Raw genomic sequence first — 18,771 nt, forward strand, 5'->3', positions numbered from 1 at the left:
CCCGGTCGGCCAGACCGCCGCCCTCGCGCACACCCAACCCAAGATCCACCACCGCAGGCTACAGCCCCGCCATGACCTAACCGACCGGCATTGCGGCTAGCCCGTGAGAGCGCGATCGGCTAGCCCGTGAGAGGGGGCGCGCATCGGGGGTGTCACGCGCAGCGGGGTGTCAGGGGTGGGTCAGCACTCGATGACGTTGAGGGCTAGGCCGCCGCGGGCGGTTTCCTTGTACTTGGTGTGCATGTCGGCGCCGGTTTCGCGCATGGTTTTGATGACCTTGTCGAGGTGGACGACGTGGGTGCCGTCGCCGCGCAGGGCCATGCGGGAGGCGTTGATGGCCTTGGTGGAGCCGACGGCGTTGCGCTCGATGCAGGGGATCTGGACGAGGCCGCCGACGGGGTCGCAGGTGAGGCCGAGGTGGTGTTCGAGGCCGATCTCGGCGGCGTTCTCGACCTGGGCGACGGTGCCGCCGAGGACGGCGGTGAGGCCGGCGGCGGCCATGGCGCAGGCGGAGCCGACCTCGCCCTGGCAGCCGACCTCCGCGCCGGAGATGGAGCCGGTTTCCTTGAGCACGACGCCGATCGCGGCGGCGGTGAGCAGGAAGTCGACGACGCCGTCGTCGGTCGCGACGGACAGGAACCGCGTGTAGTAGTGCAGGACGGCGGGGATGATGCCCGCGGCGCCGTTGGTGGGGGCGGTGACGACGCGGCCGCCGGAGGCGTTCTCCTCGTTGACGGCCAGGGCGTACAGGCTGACCCAGTCCATCACGTAGAGGGGGTCGCCCGCACCGTCCTCGGCGGCGAGTTTGGCGTGCAGGGCGTGGGCGCGGCGCGGGACTTTGAGCCCGCCGGGCAGGACGCCTTCGCGTTCGCAGCCGCGGGTGACGCAGTCCTGCATGACCTGCCAGATCCCGAGCAGCCCGGAGCGCACTTCCGCCTGGGTGCGCCACACGAGTTCGTTGGCGAGCATGACCTCGGCGATGGTTTTGCCGTCGTCCTCGCAGTGCCGCAGCAGGTCCGCCGCCGTGCGGAACGGGTAGGGCACGGGGGTGGTGTCGGCGGAGATGACGGGTCCGTCGGTGGAGTTCTCGTCGAGGACGAAGCCGCCGCCGACGGAGTAGTACGTGCGGTGGGCCAGTTCGTCGCCCGACGCGGTCCAGGCGGCGAAGGTCATGCCGTTGGGGTGCAGGGGCAGCGACTTGCGCCGGTGCATGACGAGGTCGTCGTCTTCGGTGAAGGCGATGTCGTGGGCGCCTAGCAGCCGCAGTCTGCCCGCGGCGCGGATGGCGGCGACGCGGTCGGGGACGGTGTCGGTGTCGACGTCCTCGGGTCGTTCGCCTTCGAGCCCCAGCAGGACGGCTTTGTCGCTGCCGTGGCCGTGGCCGGTGGCGCCGAGCGAGCCGAACAGCTCGGCCCGCACCCGCGCGACCTCGTCCAGCCGACCGGCGGCGCGCAGCCCCTCGACGAACATCAGGGCCGCGCGCATGGGGCCCACGGTGTGCGAGCTGGACGGCCCGATGCCGATGCTGAACAGGTCGAAGGCGCTGACCGCCACGACAACCTCCTGGTACGGGTGACGACCGGGTGGGGGCCGGGTCGCGGCCCCCACCGGGTGGTCTTCTCAGCCCAGCTCCGGGTAGAGCGGGCGGCGCTTGACCAGCAGGTCCACGCGGTCGCGCAGGGCCTGGCCGGTCTGGTCGTCGAAGTCGGGTCGCAGCGCGACCGCGATGATGTCGGCGACCTCGGTGAAGTCCTCGGCCTGGAAGCCGCGGGTGGCCAGGGCCGGGGTGCCGATGCGCAGCCCGGAGGTGACCATCGGCGGTCGCGGGTCGAAGGGCACCGCGTTGCGGTTGACGGTGATGCCGATCGAGTGCAGCCGGTCCTCGGCCTGCTGCCCGTCGAGCTCGGAGGCCACCAGGTCGACCAGGACCAGGTGGACGTCCGTGCCGCCGCTGGCCACCTTGACGCCCGCGGCGGCGCAGTCCGGGGCCGAGAGCCGTTCCGCCAGGATGCGCGCACCCTCGAGTACCCGCCGCTGCCGCTCGGCGAACTCCTCGGTGGCGGCGATCTTGAAGCTGACCGCCTTGGCCGCGATGACGTGTTCGAGCGGGCCGCCCTGCTGGCCGGGGAACACCGCGGAGTTGACCTTCTTGGCCAGCGCCTTGGTGCTGAGCACGACGCCGCCGCGGGGTCCGCCGAGGGTCTTGTGCGTGGTGGTGGTGACCAGGTGGGCGTGCGGGACGGGGCTGGGGTGCAGCCCGGCGGCGACCAGGCCCGCGAAGTGCGCCATGTCGACCATGAGCAGCGCGTCGACCTTGTCCGCGACGCGGCGGAACGCGGCGAAGTCGAGCTGCCGCGGGTAGGCGGACCAGCCCGCGATGATCAGCTTCGGCCGGTGCTCGACGGCGAGCCGCTCGACCTCGGCCATGTCGACCACGCCGGTCTCGCGGTCGACCTGGTAGGCGACCACGTTGTACAGCCGCCCGGAGAAGTTGATTTTCATGCCGTGCGTGAGGTGGCCGCCGTGCGCGAGGTCGAGGCCGAGGATGGTGTCGCCGGGTTCGAGCACGGCGGACATGGCCGCGGCGTTGGCCGAGGCGCCGGAGTGCGGCTGGACGTTGGCCGCCTCGGCGCCGAAGAGGGCCTTGACCCGCTCGATGGCGAGTTTCTCCACGACGTCGACGTGCTCGCAGCCGCCGTAGTAGCGGCGGCCGGGGTAGCCCTCGGCGTACTTGTTGGTCAGCACGGTGCCCTGGGCCTCGAGCACGCCGATGGGGGCGAAGTTCTCGGAGGCGATCATCTCCAGGGTGGACTGCTGCCGGTGCAGCTCGGCGGCGACCGCCGCGGCGACCTCGGGGTCGACCTCGGCCAGCGGCTGCGCGAAGGTGCTCATCAGCCCTCTTCCCTGGTCTTCTCGGTGTACTCGTCGGCGGTCAGCAGTTCGAGGTCGCCGGTGACCTCGAAGCGGAAGAGCCAGCCGTCGCCGAACGGGTCGGTGTTGACCAGCTCCGGGGTGTCGACGACGGCCTCGTTGATCTCCACGACGGTGCCGTCGGCGGGGGCGAACAGGTCGGACACCGACTTGGTGGACTCGATCTCGCCGCACGGCTCGCCCTTGGTGAGCTTCGCGCCGACCTCGGGCAGCTGTACGAAGACCACGTCACCGAGGGAGGTGGCGGCGTAGGCGGTGACGCCCACGGTGGCCGACTTCGTGTCGGCGGAGTCGACCCACTCGTGGTCTTCGGTGTAGCCGAGGTTGCTGGGGTTGCTCATCTTGGTTCTCGATCTCCCTGCTCAGGCTGGACGCTGGTAAAAGGGCAGCTTGACGACCTCGACCGGGGCCTGGGTGCCGCGGATGTCGACCGTCAGCGCGGTGCCGGGCCCGCTGACCGCGATCGGCACGTAGGCCATGGCGATCGGGTGGCCGAGGGTCGGCGAGAGCGCGCCGCTGGTGACCGTACCGACCTCGGTGCCGTCGGCGTCGAGCACGGCGTACCCGTGTCGGGGGGCGCGCTTGCCGGTGCCGACGAGGCCGACGAGGACCTTCTCCGGCACGTCGGCGTCGCGGCGCCGCTCAAGGGCCGCTTGGCCGACGAACCCGCCCGCTTTGTCGAACTTGACCACGCGGCCCAGGGCCGCGTCGAACGGGGTGAGGTCGGCGCTCAACTCGTTGCCGTAGAGCGGCATCCCGGCTTCGAGCCGCAGCGTGTCGCGGCAGGCCAGGCCGGCCGGGGTGAGGCCGTGGGGGGCGCCCGCGGCGGTGAGGGCCTGCCACACCTCGGCGGCGAGCGGACCGTCCACATAGATCTCGAAGCCGTCCTCGCCGGTGTAGCCGGTGCGGGCGAGGAGGACGTCGTGGCCCGCGGCGGTGGCCGGGACGCTGGCGTAGTAGGCCAGGGTGTCGAGGTCGGCGCCGGTGACCTCGCGGATGATCGCGGCCGAGGTGGGGCCCTGGACGGCGATGAGGGCGAGGTCGGCGGAGCGGTCGGCGACCTCGACGTCGAATCCCGCGGCCCGTTCGCGCAGTTCGGCGGCGACCGTGGCGGCGTTGGAGGCGTTGGCGACGACCAGGTACTTCTCGGCCGCGAGCCGGTAGACGACGAGGTCGTCGAGGACGCCGCCGTCGGTGTCGCAGATCATCGTGTAGCGGGCCTTGCCGGGTTTGACCGCGGAGAGCTTGCCGACGAGGGCGTGGTCGAGTGCCTTGGCCGCGTCGGGGCCGGTCAGTTCGATCTCGCCCATGTGGCTGAGGTCGAACAGCCCGGCCGCGGTGCGCACGGCCTTGTGCTCGGCCAGTTCACTGCCGTAGCGCAGGGGCATCGCCCAGCCTGCGAAGTCGGTGAACGCGGCTCCCAGGGCCTCGTGCACCGCGTGCAGTGGGGAGGGGGTGCTCATGGCGGTCGGGTCTCCTTCGGCGCGCCGGGAATTCTGCTTTTCCGCAGCGTGACACGCCGGGCACGCGTCGTGCAGCGTGACCGGTGGGTCTGTGGATGGTTGGTGGGTATGTGGACAACTGAGGATCATGGGAGCTCCTGGGCAGCGCGCCGGGTGCGGTGCGCCCGGCACTGGGAACTCCCCCTCTGTCATGGCACCTGAGAGCTTCACCGCGAACGCGGCTTGCACCGTGGGTGAGACGCCGAGTTCGCGTCTTCTTTCCAGAGCGGCCTGGCTGGAACGGTAGCTTTACCTGAGAGATTGGCGGGGAGCTTGCTCCTTCGGTGCCCCGACGCGTGGTCGGGGGCTCTCCCGTTCCGGCTCTTGCGGCCCGTTATGCGGTTGTGTGCCTATCCGCTGGGGACACTAGCCGAGCCGGAACCCGAACGGAAGTTCCAGGCGGTGCGCGGCCAAGAGGGCCTCGTCGGCCAAGAGCTCGCGGGTGGGGCCGTCCGCGACGATGACGCCGTCGTCGATGAGCACGCTCCGTGGGCACAGTTGCAGTGCGTAGGGCAGGTCGTGGGTGACCATGAGCGTGGTGCGGTCGAGGCCGAGGAGGACTTCGGCGAGTTCGCGGCGGGCGCGGGGTTCGAGGTTGGCCGACGGTTCGTCGAGGACGAGGATCTCGGGGTCGCAGGCCAGGACGGTGGCGAGGGCGACGCGGCGGCGTTGTCCGCCGGAGAGGTGCATGGGTGAGCGGTCGGCGTGTTCGGCCATGCCGACGTCGTCGAGGGCGCGGGTGACGCGGGCGTCGAGGTCGGTGCCGCGCAGGCCGAAGTTGGCGGGGCCGAAGGCGACGTCGTCGCGGACGGTGGGCATGAACAGTTGGTCGTCGGGGTCTTGGAAGACGATGCCGACGCGTCTGCGGATCTCTTTGAGGTGGGGTTTGGCGACGGGCAGTCCGGCGACCTCGACGGTGCCCTGGCCGGTGAGGATGCCGTTGAGGTGCAGCACGAGGGTGGTTTTGCCCGCGCCGTTGGGTCCCAGGACGGCGACCCGTTCCCCCGGTTCCACGCGCAGGTTGATGCCGTAGAGGGCTTGGTGGCCGTCCGGGTACGCGTAGGCGAGGCGTTCGACGAGCAGCGCGGGCGGTGTCACGGCCATAGGGCCATACCCAACACGACGGCCGCCGTCGCGGTGGGAGCGAGCCCGGTGAGCCACGCGACGGCACCGGCACTACGGCCGCTGTCGGGCATCTTGCCTGACCAGCCACGGGAGACCATGGCGAGGTGGACGCGTTCACCGCGCTCGTAGCTGCGGACGAACAGGGTTCCGATACCGCGTGCGGTTGCGCCTACCTGCCACAGGAATCGCGGGTTGTGGCCGCGGGAGATGCGGGCGAGGCGCATGCGGCGGGCTTCGGCGGCGATGACGTCGAGGTAGCGCAGCATCAGCGTGGCGATGGTGATGACCATGGCGGGGACGTGGAGTCGTTGTAGGCCCACGATCAGTTCCCGGGGCGCGGTGGTGGCGGCCAGGGTAAGAGAGACGAGCACGCCAAGAGTGCCTTTGACGAGGATGTTCCAACCGGACAGCAGACCGTGCTCGGATAGGGCCATTCCCAGCACGTCGACGGTGGGTCCACCCGCCACAAATGGCATCACGAACGCCAAGACGACGAACGGTGCCTCGATGAGGGCTCTTGTGGCCACCCAGCCCGGCGGTATGCGCGCGATGGACCACACGGCGGCCAAGAGCAGCAGGTAGACGCCGAAGGCCCAGTACCGCTCGCGCGGGGTGGACACGACACAGAGGACGGCCAGCACGGCCGCCACGATCTTGACCTGCGGTGCCAGCCGGTGGACGGGTGTGTTCCCCGGGCGGTGCAGCGGGTGGGCGTGGCCCCCGCTCACTTGGTGGGGCGCCTGCGCAGCAGCCAGAACAGGCCACCCGCGACCACTACGGTGACGGCGACGCCGATGACGCCCGCGAGTCCCGTAGTGCCCTCACCGCCGTTGACGACGTAGTCGGCGAGCGGACTGCCCGCGAGGTGGTGGTCCTTGGCGTTCTGCGCGATGCAGGTGCCCTGGAGGGTCTCCCCGCCGTGACCGTCCTCGACGACTTGGCAGCCGGCGAGGGTGGCGTGGTCGAGGCCGTCGGGGTTCGAGTCGGCGAAGTAGGACACCGCCCCCGCGAGGACCAGGGCGACCAGCAGGAAACCGAGCAGGAACCCGGTGTTGCGTCTGGTCTTGGTGCTCACGCGGGGCTCTCCTCACGCACGTCGAGCGGGCGGCGCGCGCCGCGCAGCAGGTGGACCAGGTCGGGGCGGACGGCGGCGATGGCCACCACGGTCAGCGCGGTGATGACGCCCTCGCCGATCCCGATGAGGCAGTGCACGCCGACGATCGTCGCGGTCACGCCGCCGAGGCCGAACGCCGGGTCGCCGCCGAGGGCGAACTCCAGGACGAAGCCGAGGGAGGCGACCACGGTGTTGACGAACGCGGCGGTGAACGCGACCGCGGCCAGGCCGGGTTTGGTGCGGGTGAAGCGCTTGAGGACGGTCGCGACGGCGAACCCGACGGCGGTGCCGATGATCGCCATGTTGGTGACGTTGGCGCCGAGCGCGGTGACGCCGCCGTCGGCGAACACGAGCGCCTGCACGACCAGGACGATCGAGACGCACAGCGCGCCGACCCAGGGGCCGACGAGGATCGCGGCCAGCGCCCCGCCGAGCAGGTGGCCGCTGACGCCGGGCAGCACGGGGAAGTTCAGCATCTGGGTGGCGAACACGAACGCGGCGACCAGCCCGGCCATGGGGGCGGTGCGGTCGTCGAGGTCGTCGCGGGCCCGCGCCGCGGCCACCGCGATCCCGATCACGGCGACGGCCGCGAAGAGCAGTGAGGTGGTGGTGTTGAGGAGGCCGTCACTCATGTGCATGGCGACATCGGCGGTCATGCGCACCTCCCGGGGACCTGGGGTGGGGGTCGAGCGTAGTTGCCTACCGGACGCTACCGCCAGCGTGTGGCAACAGCCCAACTCGGGCGTCTGTGATCTCCCCGTCCTTGACGTGCGGTTATCCACAGGGCTAGTGGGCGGTTCACGACGATTGTCGGTGGTTCGGCGTAGAGTCGGCGCTACCAGGACATGGTGTGGCGAACGGGCTTCGGGCCCAGGTCGCCTCTTGCGGCTACCCCTCGAATCGCGTGGGTGGCGACCCCGTGGCGCGGTTCGCGGCGGGCGCTACGGGCGCAGCAGGGTTCGGGCGCCGTGGGAGCGGGGCAGGTCGGCCAGGGTCGCGTCGAGGCCGTCGAGCGTGGTCTCGGCGGTGATCAGCGAGGCCAGGTCGAGCGCGCCGTCGCGGGCCAGGGCCAGCAGTCGCGGGACGTCGACGGCCGGGTCGGTCGAGCCGAAGAGGCAGCCCTTGAGGGTGCGGCCGGTCCAGTACAGCTCGAAGGCGTTGAACTCGACGGTGGCCTCGGGTGAGCCGACACCCACGACGACCACCTGCCCACCGCGGCGGGTGGCGGACCAGGACGTCCGGATCGTGGTGGGGGTGCCCACGCACTCGAAGGTGACGTCGGCACCGCGACCGCCGGTCAGCGCGCGGATGGCCTTGGGCGTGGTGTCGTCCGAACGGACGAAGTGCGTCGCCCCGTGGCGGCAGGCCAGGGATTCCTTCTCGGGGTGGAGGTCCACCGCGATGATGGGGTCCGCCCCTGCGACGCGCGCGGCCTGGAGGACGGACAGGCCGACCCCGCCGAGGCCGACCACCGCGACCGACTGCCCCGCGCGGACGGCGGCCGTGGTGTGCACGGCGCCCGCGCCGGTCAGGACCGCGCAGCCCAGGACGGCCGCCTGGGTGAGCGGTACCTCGGGCGGGAGCTTGAGCGCGCCCCGGGCCGGGACGATCGTCTCCTCCGCGAAGGCACCCGTGCCCAGGCCCGGGTAGACGGGTGTGCCGTCGAGCAGCGTCGCGTGCGGTACGGCCGCGGCGTCGGCCGCGTGCGCGCACAGGTAGGGCTCGCCCGCCTGGCAGAACCAGCAGGTGCCGCAGGCGGGCGCCCAGTCGAGGAGGACGTGGTCGCCGGGGGCCACGTGGCGCACGCCCGGTCCGACGGACACCACGACGCCCGCGCCCTCGTGCCCCAGCACGGCGGGCACGGGTTGGCGCAGCGTGCCGTTGGCCAGGGAGAGGTCCGAGTGGCACACGCCCGCGGCCACGACCCGGACGCGGACCTGGTCCGGTCCGGGGTCGGGCAGCAGGATCTCGGTGACCTCCAGCGGTTCGCCCCGCTCCCGCAGCACCGCGGCCCTGACCGTGTCGCTCACGCGGGTCAGGCTAGGCGAAGGCGTTGATGCCGGTGAGGGCGCGTCCGATGAGGAGTTTCTGGATCTGGCTGGTGCCCTCGTAGAGGGTCATGACGCGGGCGTCGCGGAGGTACTTGGCCACCGGGTACTCGTCGAGGTAGCCGTAGCCGCCGAAGACCTGGATGGCGAGGTTGGCGGCGCTGACCGCGTTCTCGCTGGCGTACAGCTTCGCCATCGAGGCCGCGGTGCCGAACGGGAGGCCGCGGTCGACGAGGTCGGCGGTGCGCCACACCAGGAGGCGGGCGGCGTCGGTGTTGACCGCCATGTCCGCGAGCATCTCCTGCACGAGTTGGTAGCTCGCGATCGGTTTGCCGAACTGGTGGCGTTCCTTGGCGTACCGGACGCTGGTCTCCAGCGCGCCCTTGGCCAGGCCGACGCACCCGGCGGCGACGGACATGCGGCCCTTGTCCAGCGCGGACATCGCGACGCGGAAGCCGGTGCCCTCCTCCCCCAGCCGCGCGTCGGCGGGCACGCGCACGCCGTCGAGCACGAGTTCGCCGGTGGACTGGCCGCGCAGGCCGAGTTTCCCCTTGATCTCGCGGTGTTCGAAGCCGGGCGCGTCGGTGGGGACGAGGAACGCGCTGATGCCCTTGCGGCCGGGGCCGCCGGTGCGGGCGAAGACGAGGGCGATGTCGGCCCAGGTGCCGTTGGTGATGAACATCTTGGTGCCGGTCAGCAGGTAGTCGTCGCCGTCGCGGACGGCGCGGGTGGCGAGGTTGGCCGCGTCGGAGCCGGTGTCGGGTTCGGTGAGGCCGAAGCAGGCCAGGGACTCGCCGGAGCTGATCCGGGGCAGCCAGTGCCGTTTCTGCGCCTCGGTGCCGTGCGCGGCGATCGACTTGCCGACCAGGCCGAGCGACACCGACACGATGCCGCGGATGGCGGAATCGCCGCGGCCGAGTTCCTCCATCATCAGGCAGTAGGCGAGGTGGTCGCCGCCGGAGCCGCCGTACTCCTCGGGCAGGGTCATGCCGAGGAACCCGACGGCACCGAGCTTGCCGACGATGCCCCGGTCGACCTGTTCGCGCCGGTCCCACTCGGCGGCGTTGGGCACGACCTCGCGGTCGATGAAGTCCCGGGCGAGGTCCCACAGGGCCTGCTGCTCACCGCTGAGGGCCAGATCCATGCGCGGCTCCCGTCTAACCGAACAGTGTTAGGTTATGCGCAGGATAGGAGCCTGAGCCGGGTACCGGCAACCGCCGGGAGTGATCGTGGAGGCACCCGTTGCCGCGCCCGCGCACCCCACTGCTCGACCGGGCGCGGATCCGCGCGACCGCCCTCGACGTCATCGACCGCGACGGCTTGGCTGGCTTGTCGATGCGCAGGCTGGCCGCGGAGCTGGGGGTGCGGGCGCCGTCGCTGTACTCGCACTACCGCACCAAGGACGACCTGCTCAACGACCTCGCCGACGACATCATGCGCGCGGTGGACGTCTCGGCGTTCGCGGTGGACTGGGTCACCGGGCTGCGCGCCTGGGCCCGGTCGTACCGCGCTGCCTTGGCGGCCCACCCCAACCTGGTCCCGGTCGTCGCCGCGGGGCCCGCCCGCCGCGACGCCGCCCTGGCCCGCGCCGACACCGTCCACGGCGCCCTGGTCGCCGCGGGCTGGCCGCCCCGCCAGGCGACCATGATCGGGGCGTCGACCCGGTACCTCGTCCTGGGCGCCGCCATGGCCTCCTTCGCGCACGGCTTCGAGACCGACGCGCAGATCTACGCCGACCGCTACCCCCACCTCGACCAAGCGCACCGCTTGCGCGACCACGCCGCCGAAATCGACGCGGACAGCTTCACCCTGGCCCTGGACTCCTTCCTCCACGGCCTCCGAGCCCTCCACACCGACCTGACCCGAACCCCACCCGCCTAACCCGGGCGACCCATCTCCCCCGCCGAGCCGAACCCCCACCCTGGCCCACTTCCCCACGCTCACGAGAGCTGGCACAAGGGGAACTCCGGCCTCGGGGCATCCAGCAACGGTGTCGACCAGCAACGCATCCGCCCCATGGGGGCTCCACCCGCGGCTGGGTTTCGGCGAAGTCGTTGTCGGGCAACATGCAGGTGCCGTCGACCAGCGACAACGGGCCACTACCGCCCGGCGTTCAGGTCTGCACGGCTCCGACCGAACCCCGACCACCGGACTGCGGGCGCGCTGCTCACCGAGCAGGCGACAGCGCTCCCGGACCTGGTGGCCGTTGACGGCCCGAGGCCGGTGCGGCGACCGTAGGTCGAGAGTCCAGCGGAAGGTCGAGAGTCCAGCAGGTGACCGCCGAGCAGGACGCGCGCCTGCCACGAGGCCGGCCGGGCCGGGTGTCGGCCCCGGAGCCGGGCGGTGGCCACCTCCGGTTCCGGCACGCCCGCCGAGCTCGCGTGTCACCTCGTCCAGGCAGGCACGCCCGGGCCGCGGGCCGGGCTGCTTGGCCCTCCCGGTCGACAGCTCCCAGCGAAGCCCGGCAGTGCCTTCGTCCGGCCGCCGACAACATCGCGCCTCCGGCCGCGCACCAGCCACTCAGCCCTGGATCAGCACCAGCCACCGAATACCGACGCGCCACGAACGTCAGCATCCGCGTTCACCACGCCACGATCACCTGTCCTGGGCAGCCGACCGTGGAGTCGAGAACCGCTATCGCGGAGTCTACTCGGGATCACCACGGGAAGCGGAGCCCTTTCCCTGGGGTTGTGGACAAGTCGAGAGCATGGGGACAACTCCTCAACCGAAGGAACTAGGCGGAAGGACGCAGCGGCAAGGGTTCCAGGGCTTGGCGGGCGAGGGTGACCACCGCGTCGGCCAGCGCCGATAGGAGTGGGGAGTCGAGTTTTCACTGCTGCCAGTACAAAGGGACGTCGATGGGCTCGCCCAGTGCGACCAGGGCGCCGGTTCGCAGGCGTGGGTCGGCGTGTTGGGCGGGGACCAGGCCCCAGCCCAGGCCGGCGGTCACGGCGGCGGCGAAGGCTTCCGAGGCGGGGACGTGGTGGCGGAACCGGCTGGCGCCCAGGGCATCCGTGGTGTCGCGGACGTAGCGGTCCTGCATCTCGTCCCGCCGGTCGAAGACCACGACGGGTGCCTCCGCCAGTCGACCTCGCCAGTGCGCGGCGAAGGTGGGTTCGGCGGCGGGCGTGTACCGCATGGCGCCGAGCGGGCGGACCGAGCATCCGGCGACCGGTTCCGGGGAGGCGGTGACCGCCGCCATGACCAGGCCCTCGCGCAGGAGGTCGGTGGTGTGGCTCTCGTCTTCGCGGTGGAGTTCGAAGTAGACGTCGGGGACCTGGGTCAGGGCGGGGAGGAACCAGGTGGCCAGGGAGTCGGCGTTGACCGCGATCGGGAGGCGGGCCGGTTCGGCGACGCCCAGTTCCGCGCGCACGTCGCGTTCCAGGTGCGCCACCTGGCGGGCGAAGCGGACCACGAGCCGCCCGGAGTCGGTGAGTTGGACGGGTTTCGTGCGCAGCAGCAGGACCCGGCCGGTGCGCTGTTCCAGGACCTTGATCCGCTGGCTGATCGCCGACGGTGTCACGTGCAGTGCCGCAGCCGCCGCGTCGAAGGTGCCCTCGTCGACGACGGCGAGGAGGGTGCGGACGTGGTCGAGGGGCAGGTCCATCACAAGCGCTAATGATACGTAAAAATCTTTAGCTGTACGCCGCCGGGCGTCGGCTCCTAGCGTGGCGGTCATGACGCTGTTGGCGGCCCTGGCCGGGTTCGGAACGTCGCTCTCGCTCATCGTCGCCATCGGCGCGCAGAACGCCTTCGTCCTGCGGCAAGGCATCCTGCGGGAAGCCGTGGGGCCCGTAGTGGCGGTCTGCGCGATCAGCGACTTGGTGCTCATCACCCTCGGGGTGGCGGGCATGGGTGCCGCCGTCACCGCGGCTCCCGTGACGCTCACCGTCGTCAGCGTCGTCGGCGGGGTTTTCCTGCTGGGCTACGGATTCCTGGCCGCCCGCCGTGCGGTCAACCCACGGGGCATGGCGCTCACCGCGGGGAAGGTCGGGTCGGCGCGGCGGGCGGTTGTCACCTGCCTGGCCCTGACGTGGCTCAACCCGCACGTCTACCTGGACACCGTGCTGCTGCTCGGCGCGAGCGCCGCGGCCCGCGAGTCGGGGCGGTGGGCGTTCGGGGTCGGTGCGGCGCTGGCCAGCGTCTGCTGGTTCACCGCACTCGGGTTCGGCGCGCGGCTGCTCGGCGGCGTGTTCACCCGGCCGGTGGCGTGGCGGGTGCTCGACTCGGTCATCGCCGCCACCATGGTCGCCCTCGGCGCGGTGCTGCTCGTCGGGGCGGTGGGGACCGGGACCTGACCTAGCCGACGCCCGCGCCGTGCAGGGCGACCCAGCGGCGCATCGAGTACTCCACCATGGTGATCAGGGTGCTCTTGACCGACTGCCGGTCCCGCGCGTCGCACGGCACGATCGGCACCTCGGGCCCGATGGCCAGCGCGTCGCGCACCTGTTCCACGCCGTGGCCGAGGACGCCGTCGAAGCAGTTGAGGCCGATGACGTAGGGCAGTTCCCGCTCCTCGAAGAAGTCGATCGGCGAGAACGAGTCGGCCAGCCGCCGGGTGTCGGCCAGCACCACGGCGCCGATCGCGCCGCGCACCAGGTCGTCCCACATGAACCAGAACCGCTGCTGGCCGGGGGTGCCGAACAGGTACAGCACCAGGTCCTGCTCCAGCGTCACGCGGCCGAAGTCCATGGCGACGGTGGTGGTCGTCTTGTTCGGGGTGGCGGCGGTGTCGTCGATCCCGGCGCTGGCGCTGGTCATCACCGCCTCGGTGGTCAGCGGCATGATCTCCGACACCGAGCCGACGAAGGTGGTCTTGCCCGCACCGAACCCGCCCGCCACCACGATCTTGACCGAGGTCAGCCCGCCGCCCGGAGCGGCTTCGTCAAAGCCGGCGGAGTCCACTCAGTACCCTTTCCATCAGCACCAGGTGCGCGCGGTTGGCGCCCCCGGTCGCGGTCTTGTGCACGGCGACCAGACCCAGCTGGGCCATGTCGCCCAGCAGCACCTTGGCCACGCCCAGCGGCACGCCGAGCAGGGTGGCGACCTCCGCGACCGAGCGCGGGTCCTGGCAGAGCGCGCCGATGGCGCGGTGCTCGGACTCGGCGAACGCGGACGCGTCGGCGGCCCGGTCACTGGTGGACACCATGGTCTCCACGCGCAGCTCGAAGTTGGACCGGGTGCGGCCGCGGGTCCACGCGTACGGGCGGACGATGGCCGCGGCGTCGAGCAGGTCCGCTGGGTCGGCCGCGCCGGGCGCGGGGGCCTCGGCCGCCGGTTCCGGCGCGGTGGGCGCGGCCTGCTCGGTCGCGTCGCCCTCCGGCCAGTCCGGTTCGTGCCGCGGTTGGCCGCGGCGCCTGCGTTTGCGGCCCCCGCCGAGGGTGAGGCCGTTCATCACGTCGGCGATCGTCTGCTCTGGCTCGGCGTCCCAGTGCGCGCTCACGGAGTGCTCATGCTGGCTGCCCCACCATCCTCCCGGCGGCCCCTTGCAGGGCCGCGCGCAGTTCCGGTGTCAGGATCTGGCCCACCCGGTCCACCAGCAGCGTCATCTCATACGCCACTTGTCCGATGTCGCAGGTCGGGGCCGCGAGAATCGCTAAACACGACCCGTCGCTGATGGCCATCAGGAGCATGATGCCGCGCTCCATCTCGACCACGGTCTCCTTGACCGCGCCCGCCTCGAAGCAGCGGGCCGCGCCCTGGGTGAGGCTGACCAGCCCCGAGGCGACGGCGGCCAACTGGTCGGCGCGGTCGGGGGGCAGCCGGGACGACGAGGTGAGCAGCAGGCCGTCGGCGGAGACCACCACCGCGTGCGCCACCCCGGAGACCCGTTCCGCGAAGTCGTTGACCAGCCAGCCGAACTGGCCCGGCTTGGACTGCGTCGGTGTCATCGTGCTCCATTCCTGGTCTGAGTCGGTGTGCCGGTTCTGGACTCAGGTGACCTGTCGGTAGGTCGGGACTCAGGCATCGGGTTCACCGCCCGCCTCGGGCCCGCGCCGCGACAGGCTGTCGCGGCCGCGGCCGATGCCGCGTTGCAGGCTGCCCAGGCGGGAGCGCAGCGCGTCGGCGTCGCGTTCCACCGGGGCGGGTCGGGTCGGCGGGTTCGGTCCGGCGCCTGCGACGCTGCCGGGCAGCAGCCGCTCGCGCGGGGTGCGGCGGGGCAGGCCGCCGTCGTCGGGACGCTGGTGGCCGCCCGCCTGGCTGACCGCCTCGGCGGCCTGCCAGCCCGCGTCGGCGGCGAAGCGCCAGCGGGCGCCGCGCAGGTCGAGGCCGTTGCGGTCGGGTTCGCCGTGCGCGGGGCCCGCGTGGTGGGCGCCGCGGGCGCGGTGGATGCCGCGCTGGTAGTTCGACAGGCGGGCGCGCAGGTCGTCGGCGTCGCGGGCGGCGGGTGCGGGCGGGGGTGCCGCGGCGGCGCGGCGGCCGCGGGGTTCGACCTGGCCGGGTACCAGGTTGCGGCGGGGGGTGCGGCGGGGCAGGCCGGAGTTGGTGAAGTCCTCCGGTTCGGCCGCGGTGACCGCCTGCGCGGTGTGGAAGCCCTGGTCGGCGGCGAACTCCCAGTCGGGGACGCGGCGGGCGTCCTCGGCGGTGGAGTTCGGGTCGTCGGTGACGGCGCGGAACCAGGCGGAGACCATCTCGTCGAAGATCGGTGTGGTCTCGCGCAGCGATTCCGGTGACGGGGCGGGCGCGGGTTCCGCCTGCGGGACCTGGTGCACCAGGGTGGTGTCCCACCAGCCGGAGTCGTCGGCGGTGTTGGCGAACCCCTCGAAGTCGGGTTCGTCGGTGATCGGGGTGAACAGCGCCTGGGTCTGCTCGGCGGGCGCGGGCGGGATCGGTTCCTTGGTGGCGGCGCCGCGGGGGGCGCGGCGCGGCAGCGGCGGGGTGTCGCCGTCGGTCCCGGGGTCGCGCGGTTGCGGCAGGGTGCTGGGCAGTTCGGCGCCGTCGCCGCCGGGTACCCAGGTGGGTTCGGTGGTGGCCCGGTTGGCCAGGCGGCGGGCGAGGCCGTGCCCGTTGGCCCAGCCGTTCCCGTTGTGCCCGTTGTGCCCGTTGGTGTGGCCGTTGGTGTGGGCCCCGTTGGTTCCGTTGACCCCGTTGGTTCCGTTGTGGCCGTTGCCGTTGGTGCCCGCGTCGTGGGGTTCGCGGGACTCGGGCGGGGTCGACGGCAGTTCCACGACGTTGCCGGTGACCAGTTCCGACGGCACGGCGACGGTGGCGCGCAGCCCGGACTGGCGGCCCGCGCGGAGTCGCACCTGCACGCCGAGGCGGGCGGCGAGCCTGCCGACGACGAACAGCCCCATCCGGCGCGACACCGAGGCGTCGACGGTGCCGGAGTCGGCGAGCCGGGCGTTGGCGTCGGCGAGTTCGGTGTCGGACATGCCGATGCCGCGGTCGACGACCTCGATGCGCACGGATCCGCTCTCGCCGAGGTGGCTGGAGATGGTCACCTGGGTGGCGGGCGCGGAGAACGCAGTGGCGTTGTCGAGCAGTTCCGCGGTGAGGCGGACCAGGTCGCCGATGGCGTAGCCGACGACCAGCACGGCGGGCGGCGGTTGGATGACGACCCGCTGGTACTGCTCGATCTCCGAGACTGCCGCGCGCAGCAGGTCGGCCAGCGGCGCGGGCTGAGAGGCGCGGCGCACGGGGTCGCTGCCGGAGAGGACCATCAGGTTCTCGTTGTTGCGGCGCATCCGGGTGGCGAGGTGGTCGAGCTGGAACAGCGTGGCCAGCTGGTCGGCGTCCTCCTCGTCGCGTTCGAGCCGTTCGAGCAGTTGCAGCTGGCGCTGCACCAGGCCCTGGCTGCGGCGGGAGAGGTTGACGAAGACGTTGCTGTAGTTGGCCCGCAGCCCGGCCTGCTCGGTGGCCAGCTTGAGCGCTTGGGCGTGCACGGCGTCGAAGGCGCGGGCCACCTGGCCGACCTCGTCGTCGGGCAGCACGGCGACCGGTTCGACCACCGGTTCGGCGCCCGCGTCGGCGCCGTCGCGGATGCGGGCGACGGCGGCGGGCAGCCTGCTGGTGGCGACCTCGAGCGCGCCGCGGCGCAGCACGCTCAGCGACCGCAGCAGCTGCCGGGCGATCACGAACATCACCGCGGCCGCCGCGACCAGCGCCAGGATCAGCACGACGGAGGCGAGGCCTGCGGCGTCGCTGGCGTCGTCCTGCAGCGCGGCGGAGCGCTGCTTGATCTCGGTGCCGAGCATGGCGCTGACGTTGGTGATCCGCTCGGACACCGCCTCGGAGGCGGTGTTCCAGTCCACGGAGGTGATCGGCAGCGGCGCGTTCACCGAGGCGCTGCCGTCGGTGCCGTCGCCGACGGCGAGCCGCAGCAGCTCGATGCGGGTGCGCACGGGGGCGGCGTCGTGCAGCTCGTCGTAGCGGGCCCGCTGGGGGCCGGTGGCGATGGCCCGGAAGTCGGAGAGCCGCTCGTCGAGGCGGGACTGGGAGGCGCGCAGGCTGTCGAGGTCGGCGGCGTTGAGGCCGCCGCGGGCGATGCCGATGGCGACCAGGCCCTGCTGGTAGTAGACCTCCTCCTTCGCGGCCTCGAGGTCGTGCAGCGCGGCGGCGGTGCCCGCGAGGCCGGGGTCGGCGACCTCGCCGGTGGTGGCGCGGTCGAAGTCGAGCAGCGTGCGGATGACCTTGGTGTAGCCGGCCAGCGCGGTGCCGCTGTCGACGGAGCCCGCGTAGACGGGTTTGCGCAGCGCGGTCAGCGAGTCGAAGGCGGAGGTGACGTCGTGGTAGCGGGTGCGGGTGACGTCGGAGTCGAAGCTGGCGCGGCCGATGGCGCGCAGCAGTTCCTCGTGGGCGTAGTCGGCGGCCTGCTGTTCGCCCGCGAGTTGGGTGCCGACGTCGGCACCGCCCGCGGTGAGGGCGACGGCGGCCTTGGTGCGTTCGCGCTGCAGCCAGGTGAGGGCGGTGCGCAGGCTCTCGTTGACCGCGACGAGCTTGTCGACGCGCTCGTAGGACTCGGCGCGCTGGACCTGGCCACTGATCCTCAGCACGCCGAGGACGACCGCGAAGGCGACCGGGACGAGGATGACGGCGGCGAGCTTGACCGGGATGTTCCAGTCGCGCCAGCGGGTGACGCCGGACCACCGCGAGGCGTCGCCGGCTTCCCCACCGGCGGCGACCCGGTGCGACCGGGGCTGGGGCGGGCTCTGGCTCACGCGGGCGCCTCCGCGACGGTCTCGGACCTCGCGGGCCGCCGCAACGCCGGGGGCCGTCGGAATAACTGCCTCACCGAGCCGCTCTCCTTTCCGTCCTGCAACGGTCGGACACCTCGCGGGAAAACGCGAACCGGTCTTGATGAAGACGGTTCGGTTTATTCACCCACCGCCGATGTCCCTTTCGGACATCGGCGCCCACGGCGGAAACTTGAGGACAGATCGTACCCCGATCCGGCGATCATGAACCCATTCCCGGCAGTGCCGCGCTGACCTGGGAAAACGTGATCAACTGGCGAGCAGGCGCGGCGGTCGGGGCCGCCCCCGGCGGATCATGATCGAATTTCGGTCACGCTTCGCAGGGAAATCTCCGCCTTGATCGCTCGATCGGGTCATTCCCGGTTCGCGCTCGGGCACGCTCCGATCGAGACCGCCGCCACCTGCGCAAACGCTACGCGGTCCGAGATGGATCGTTGACTTAAGATGCTGACCGGCGACACTCCGGGACACGCCGAGACACCCGGATTCACCACTAGGTGTGAAAATCGCAAGACCGGGCAGTCGTGGTCCGATCGGTATCGTAGGGTAACCCACGCGCGGAATCGCCGATCGGTCATCGGCGGCGCGGAAACCAGCGACACGCACCGGCACAATCCGGGGAGTCACCGACAGGCACGCCCACCGGTTTGTTCGCACGCGTATTCCCGCGCGCGCGTGTCCATTGCGCGCGACGACCGCAGCGCGAGTCGGTGACGGTCGCACGCCTTTTGTCGGCGGTTATTCGCCCGCGCGCCGCCCCGCATTCCCCGTGATCCACCGACGGATTCACCGGCCGGGGCGTCCCGCGCCGTCCCCACCCCGCACGGCCCCACCCCAGGAGAGCTCGGAGGAACCGC

The 18,771-nt window shown here is 72.0% G+C and carries 16 protein-coding genes, 1 pseudogene and 2 riboswitches; of the genes and pseudogenes, 2 read left to right on the forward strand and 15 right to left on the reverse strand.

Annotated features, from left to right (window positions below):
• Positions 1 to 180: 180 nt before the first annotated feature.
• From CLV40_RS35590 to CLV40_RS35635, 10 genes are all read right to left on the reverse strand, one after another.
• Positions 181 to 1,554: an L-serine ammonia-lyase gene (locus tag CLV40_RS35590; RefSeq protein WP_104483437.1), complete on the reverse strand. Its 1,374-nt coding sequence runs from the start codon at positions 1,552 to 1,554 to the stop codon at positions 181 to 183.
• 66 nt (positions 1,555 to 1,620) lie between these two features.
• The gene (gene glyA / locus CLV40_RS35595; RefSeq protein ID WP_104483438.1) at positions 1,621 to 2,892 is read right to left on the reverse strand and encodes a serine hydroxymethyltransferase; all 1,272 of its coding nucleotides are present in this window, start codon (positions 2,890 to 2,892) and stop codon (positions 1,621 to 1,623) included.
• Positions 2,892 to 3,272, reverse strand: a complete 381-nt coding sequence (gcvH, locus tag CLV40_RS35600; protein WP_104483439.1) for a glycine cleavage system protein GcvH — start codon at positions 3,270 to 3,272, stop codon at positions 2,892 to 2,894. Before gcvH ends, glyA begins: the two co-directional genes overlap by 1 nt.
• 21 nt (positions 3,273 to 3,293) lie before the next feature.
• Positions 3,294 to 4,394 carry a glycine cleavage system aminomethyltransferase GcvT gene (gene gcvT, locus CLV40_RS35605; protein WP_104483440.1) on the reverse strand — a complete coding sequence of 367 codons (1,101 nt, stop codon included), beginning with the start codon at positions 4,392 to 4,394 and terminating at the stop codon, positions 3,294 to 3,296.
• Between the two features lie 175 nt (positions 4,395 to 4,569).
• Positions 4,570 to 4,664, reverse strand: a riboswitch (glycine riboswitch).
• Positions 4,665 to 4,758, reverse strand: a riboswitch (glycine riboswitch).
• Positions 4,759 to 4,799: 41 nt separating this feature from the next.
• On the reverse strand, positions 4,800 to 5,537 hold the full coding sequence (locus CLV40_RS35610; protein WP_104483441.1) for an energy-coupling factor ABC transporter ATP-binding protein: 738 nt from the start codon (positions 5,535 to 5,537) through the stop codon (positions 4,800 to 4,802).
• Positions 5,528 to 6,286 (reverse strand): cobalt ECF transporter T component CbiQ, encoded by a 759-nt coding sequence (gene cbiQ / locus CLV40_RS35615; protein WP_104483442.1) that lies wholly within the window; start codon positions 6,284 to 6,286, stop codon positions 5,528 to 5,530. The genes CLV40_RS35610 and cbiQ overlap by 10 nt, the downstream gene beginning before the upstream one ends.
• A complete protein-coding gene (locus CLV40_RS35620; RefSeq protein ID WP_104483443.1) occupies positions 6,283 to 6,633 on the reverse strand; it encodes a PDGLE domain-containing protein in 351 nt (116 codons plus the stop codon). Before CLV40_RS35620 ends, cbiQ begins: the two co-directional genes overlap by 4 nt.
• On the reverse strand, positions 6,630 to 7,328 hold the full coding sequence (locus CLV40_RS35625; protein ID WP_104483444.1) for an energy-coupling factor ABC transporter permease: 699 nt from the start codon (positions 7,326 to 7,328) through the stop codon (positions 6,630 to 6,632). Before CLV40_RS35625 ends, CLV40_RS35620 begins: the two co-directional genes overlap by 4 nt.
• A gap of 285 nt (positions 7,329 to 7,613) precedes the next feature.
• Entirely contained in the window at positions 7,614 to 8,702 is a 1,089-nt protein-coding gene (locus CLV40_RS35630; RefSeq protein ID WP_104483445.1) for a zinc-binding dehydrogenase, read from the reverse strand.
• Between the two features lie 10 nt (positions 8,703 to 8,712).
• Complete coding sequence (locus CLV40_RS35635) at positions 8,713 to 9,864, reverse strand: acyl-CoA dehydrogenase family protein (RefSeq protein ID WP_104483446.1); 1,152 nt, start codon at positions 9,862 to 9,864, stop codon at positions 8,713 to 8,715.
• Positions 9,865 to 9,962: 98 nt separating this feature from the next.
• Between CLV40_RS35635 and CLV40_RS35640 the strand changes: the two genes are divergently transcribed.
• Entirely contained in the window at positions 9,963 to 10,601 is a 639-nt protein-coding gene (locus CLV40_RS35640) for a TetR/AcrR family transcriptional regulator (protein ID WP_104483447.1), read from the forward strand.
• Positions 10,602 to 11,454: 853 nt separating this feature from the next.
• On the opposite strand, the pseudogene CLV40_RS35645 reads toward CLV40_RS35640, so the two are convergent.
• Positions 11,455 to 12,327: pseudogene (locus CLV40_RS35645) on the reverse strand (LysR family transcriptional regulator ArgP).
• A 70-nt stretch (positions 12,328 to 12,397) separates the two neighbouring features.
• Here CLV40_RS35645 and CLV40_RS35650 point away from each other — a divergent pair.
• Positions 12,398 to 13,018: a LysE/ArgO family amino acid transporter gene (locus tag CLV40_RS35650; protein WP_104483449.1), complete on the forward strand. Its 621-nt coding sequence runs from the start codon at positions 12,398 to 12,400 to the stop codon at positions 13,016 to 13,018.
• Between the two features lies 1 nt (position 13,019).
• Here the strand turns inward: CLV40_RS35650 and CLV40_RS35655 are convergent, their stop codons facing one another.
• The 4 genes from CLV40_RS35655 to CLV40_RS35670 form a co-directional block, all read right to left on the reverse strand.
• Complete coding sequence (locus tag CLV40_RS35655; protein WP_181043953.1) at positions 13,020 to 13,625, reverse strand: GTP-binding protein; 606 nt, start codon at positions 13,623 to 13,625, stop codon at positions 13,020 to 13,022.
• The gene (locus CLV40_RS35660; protein WP_245931795.1) at positions 13,606 to 14,163 is read right to left on the reverse strand and encodes a DUF742 domain-containing protein; all 558 of its coding nucleotides are present in this window, start codon (positions 14,161 to 14,163) and stop codon (positions 13,606 to 13,608) included. The genes CLV40_RS35655 and CLV40_RS35660 overlap by 20 nt, the downstream gene beginning before the upstream one ends.
• Positions 14,164 to 14,170: 7 nt before the next feature.
• The gene (locus CLV40_RS35665; protein WP_104483450.1) at positions 14,171 to 14,611 is read right to left on the reverse strand and encodes a roadblock/LC7 domain-containing protein; all 441 of its coding nucleotides are present in this window, start codon (positions 14,609 to 14,611) and stop codon (positions 14,171 to 14,173) included.
• Between the two features lie 69 nt (positions 14,612 to 14,680).
• Positions 14,681 to 17,878 (reverse strand): sensor histidine kinase, encoded by a 3,198-nt coding sequence (locus CLV40_RS35670; RefSeq protein WP_104483451.1) that lies wholly within the window; start codon positions 17,876 to 17,878, stop codon positions 14,681 to 14,683.
• Between the last annotated feature and the right edge of the window lie 893 nt (positions 17,879 to 18,771).

Origin of the sequence: Actinokineospora auranticolor, assembly GCF_002934265.1 — a bacterium.
Taxonomy (GTDB): domain Bacteria; phylum Actinomycetota; class Actinomycetes; order Mycobacteriales; family Pseudonocardiaceae; genus Actinokineospora; species Actinokineospora auranticolor.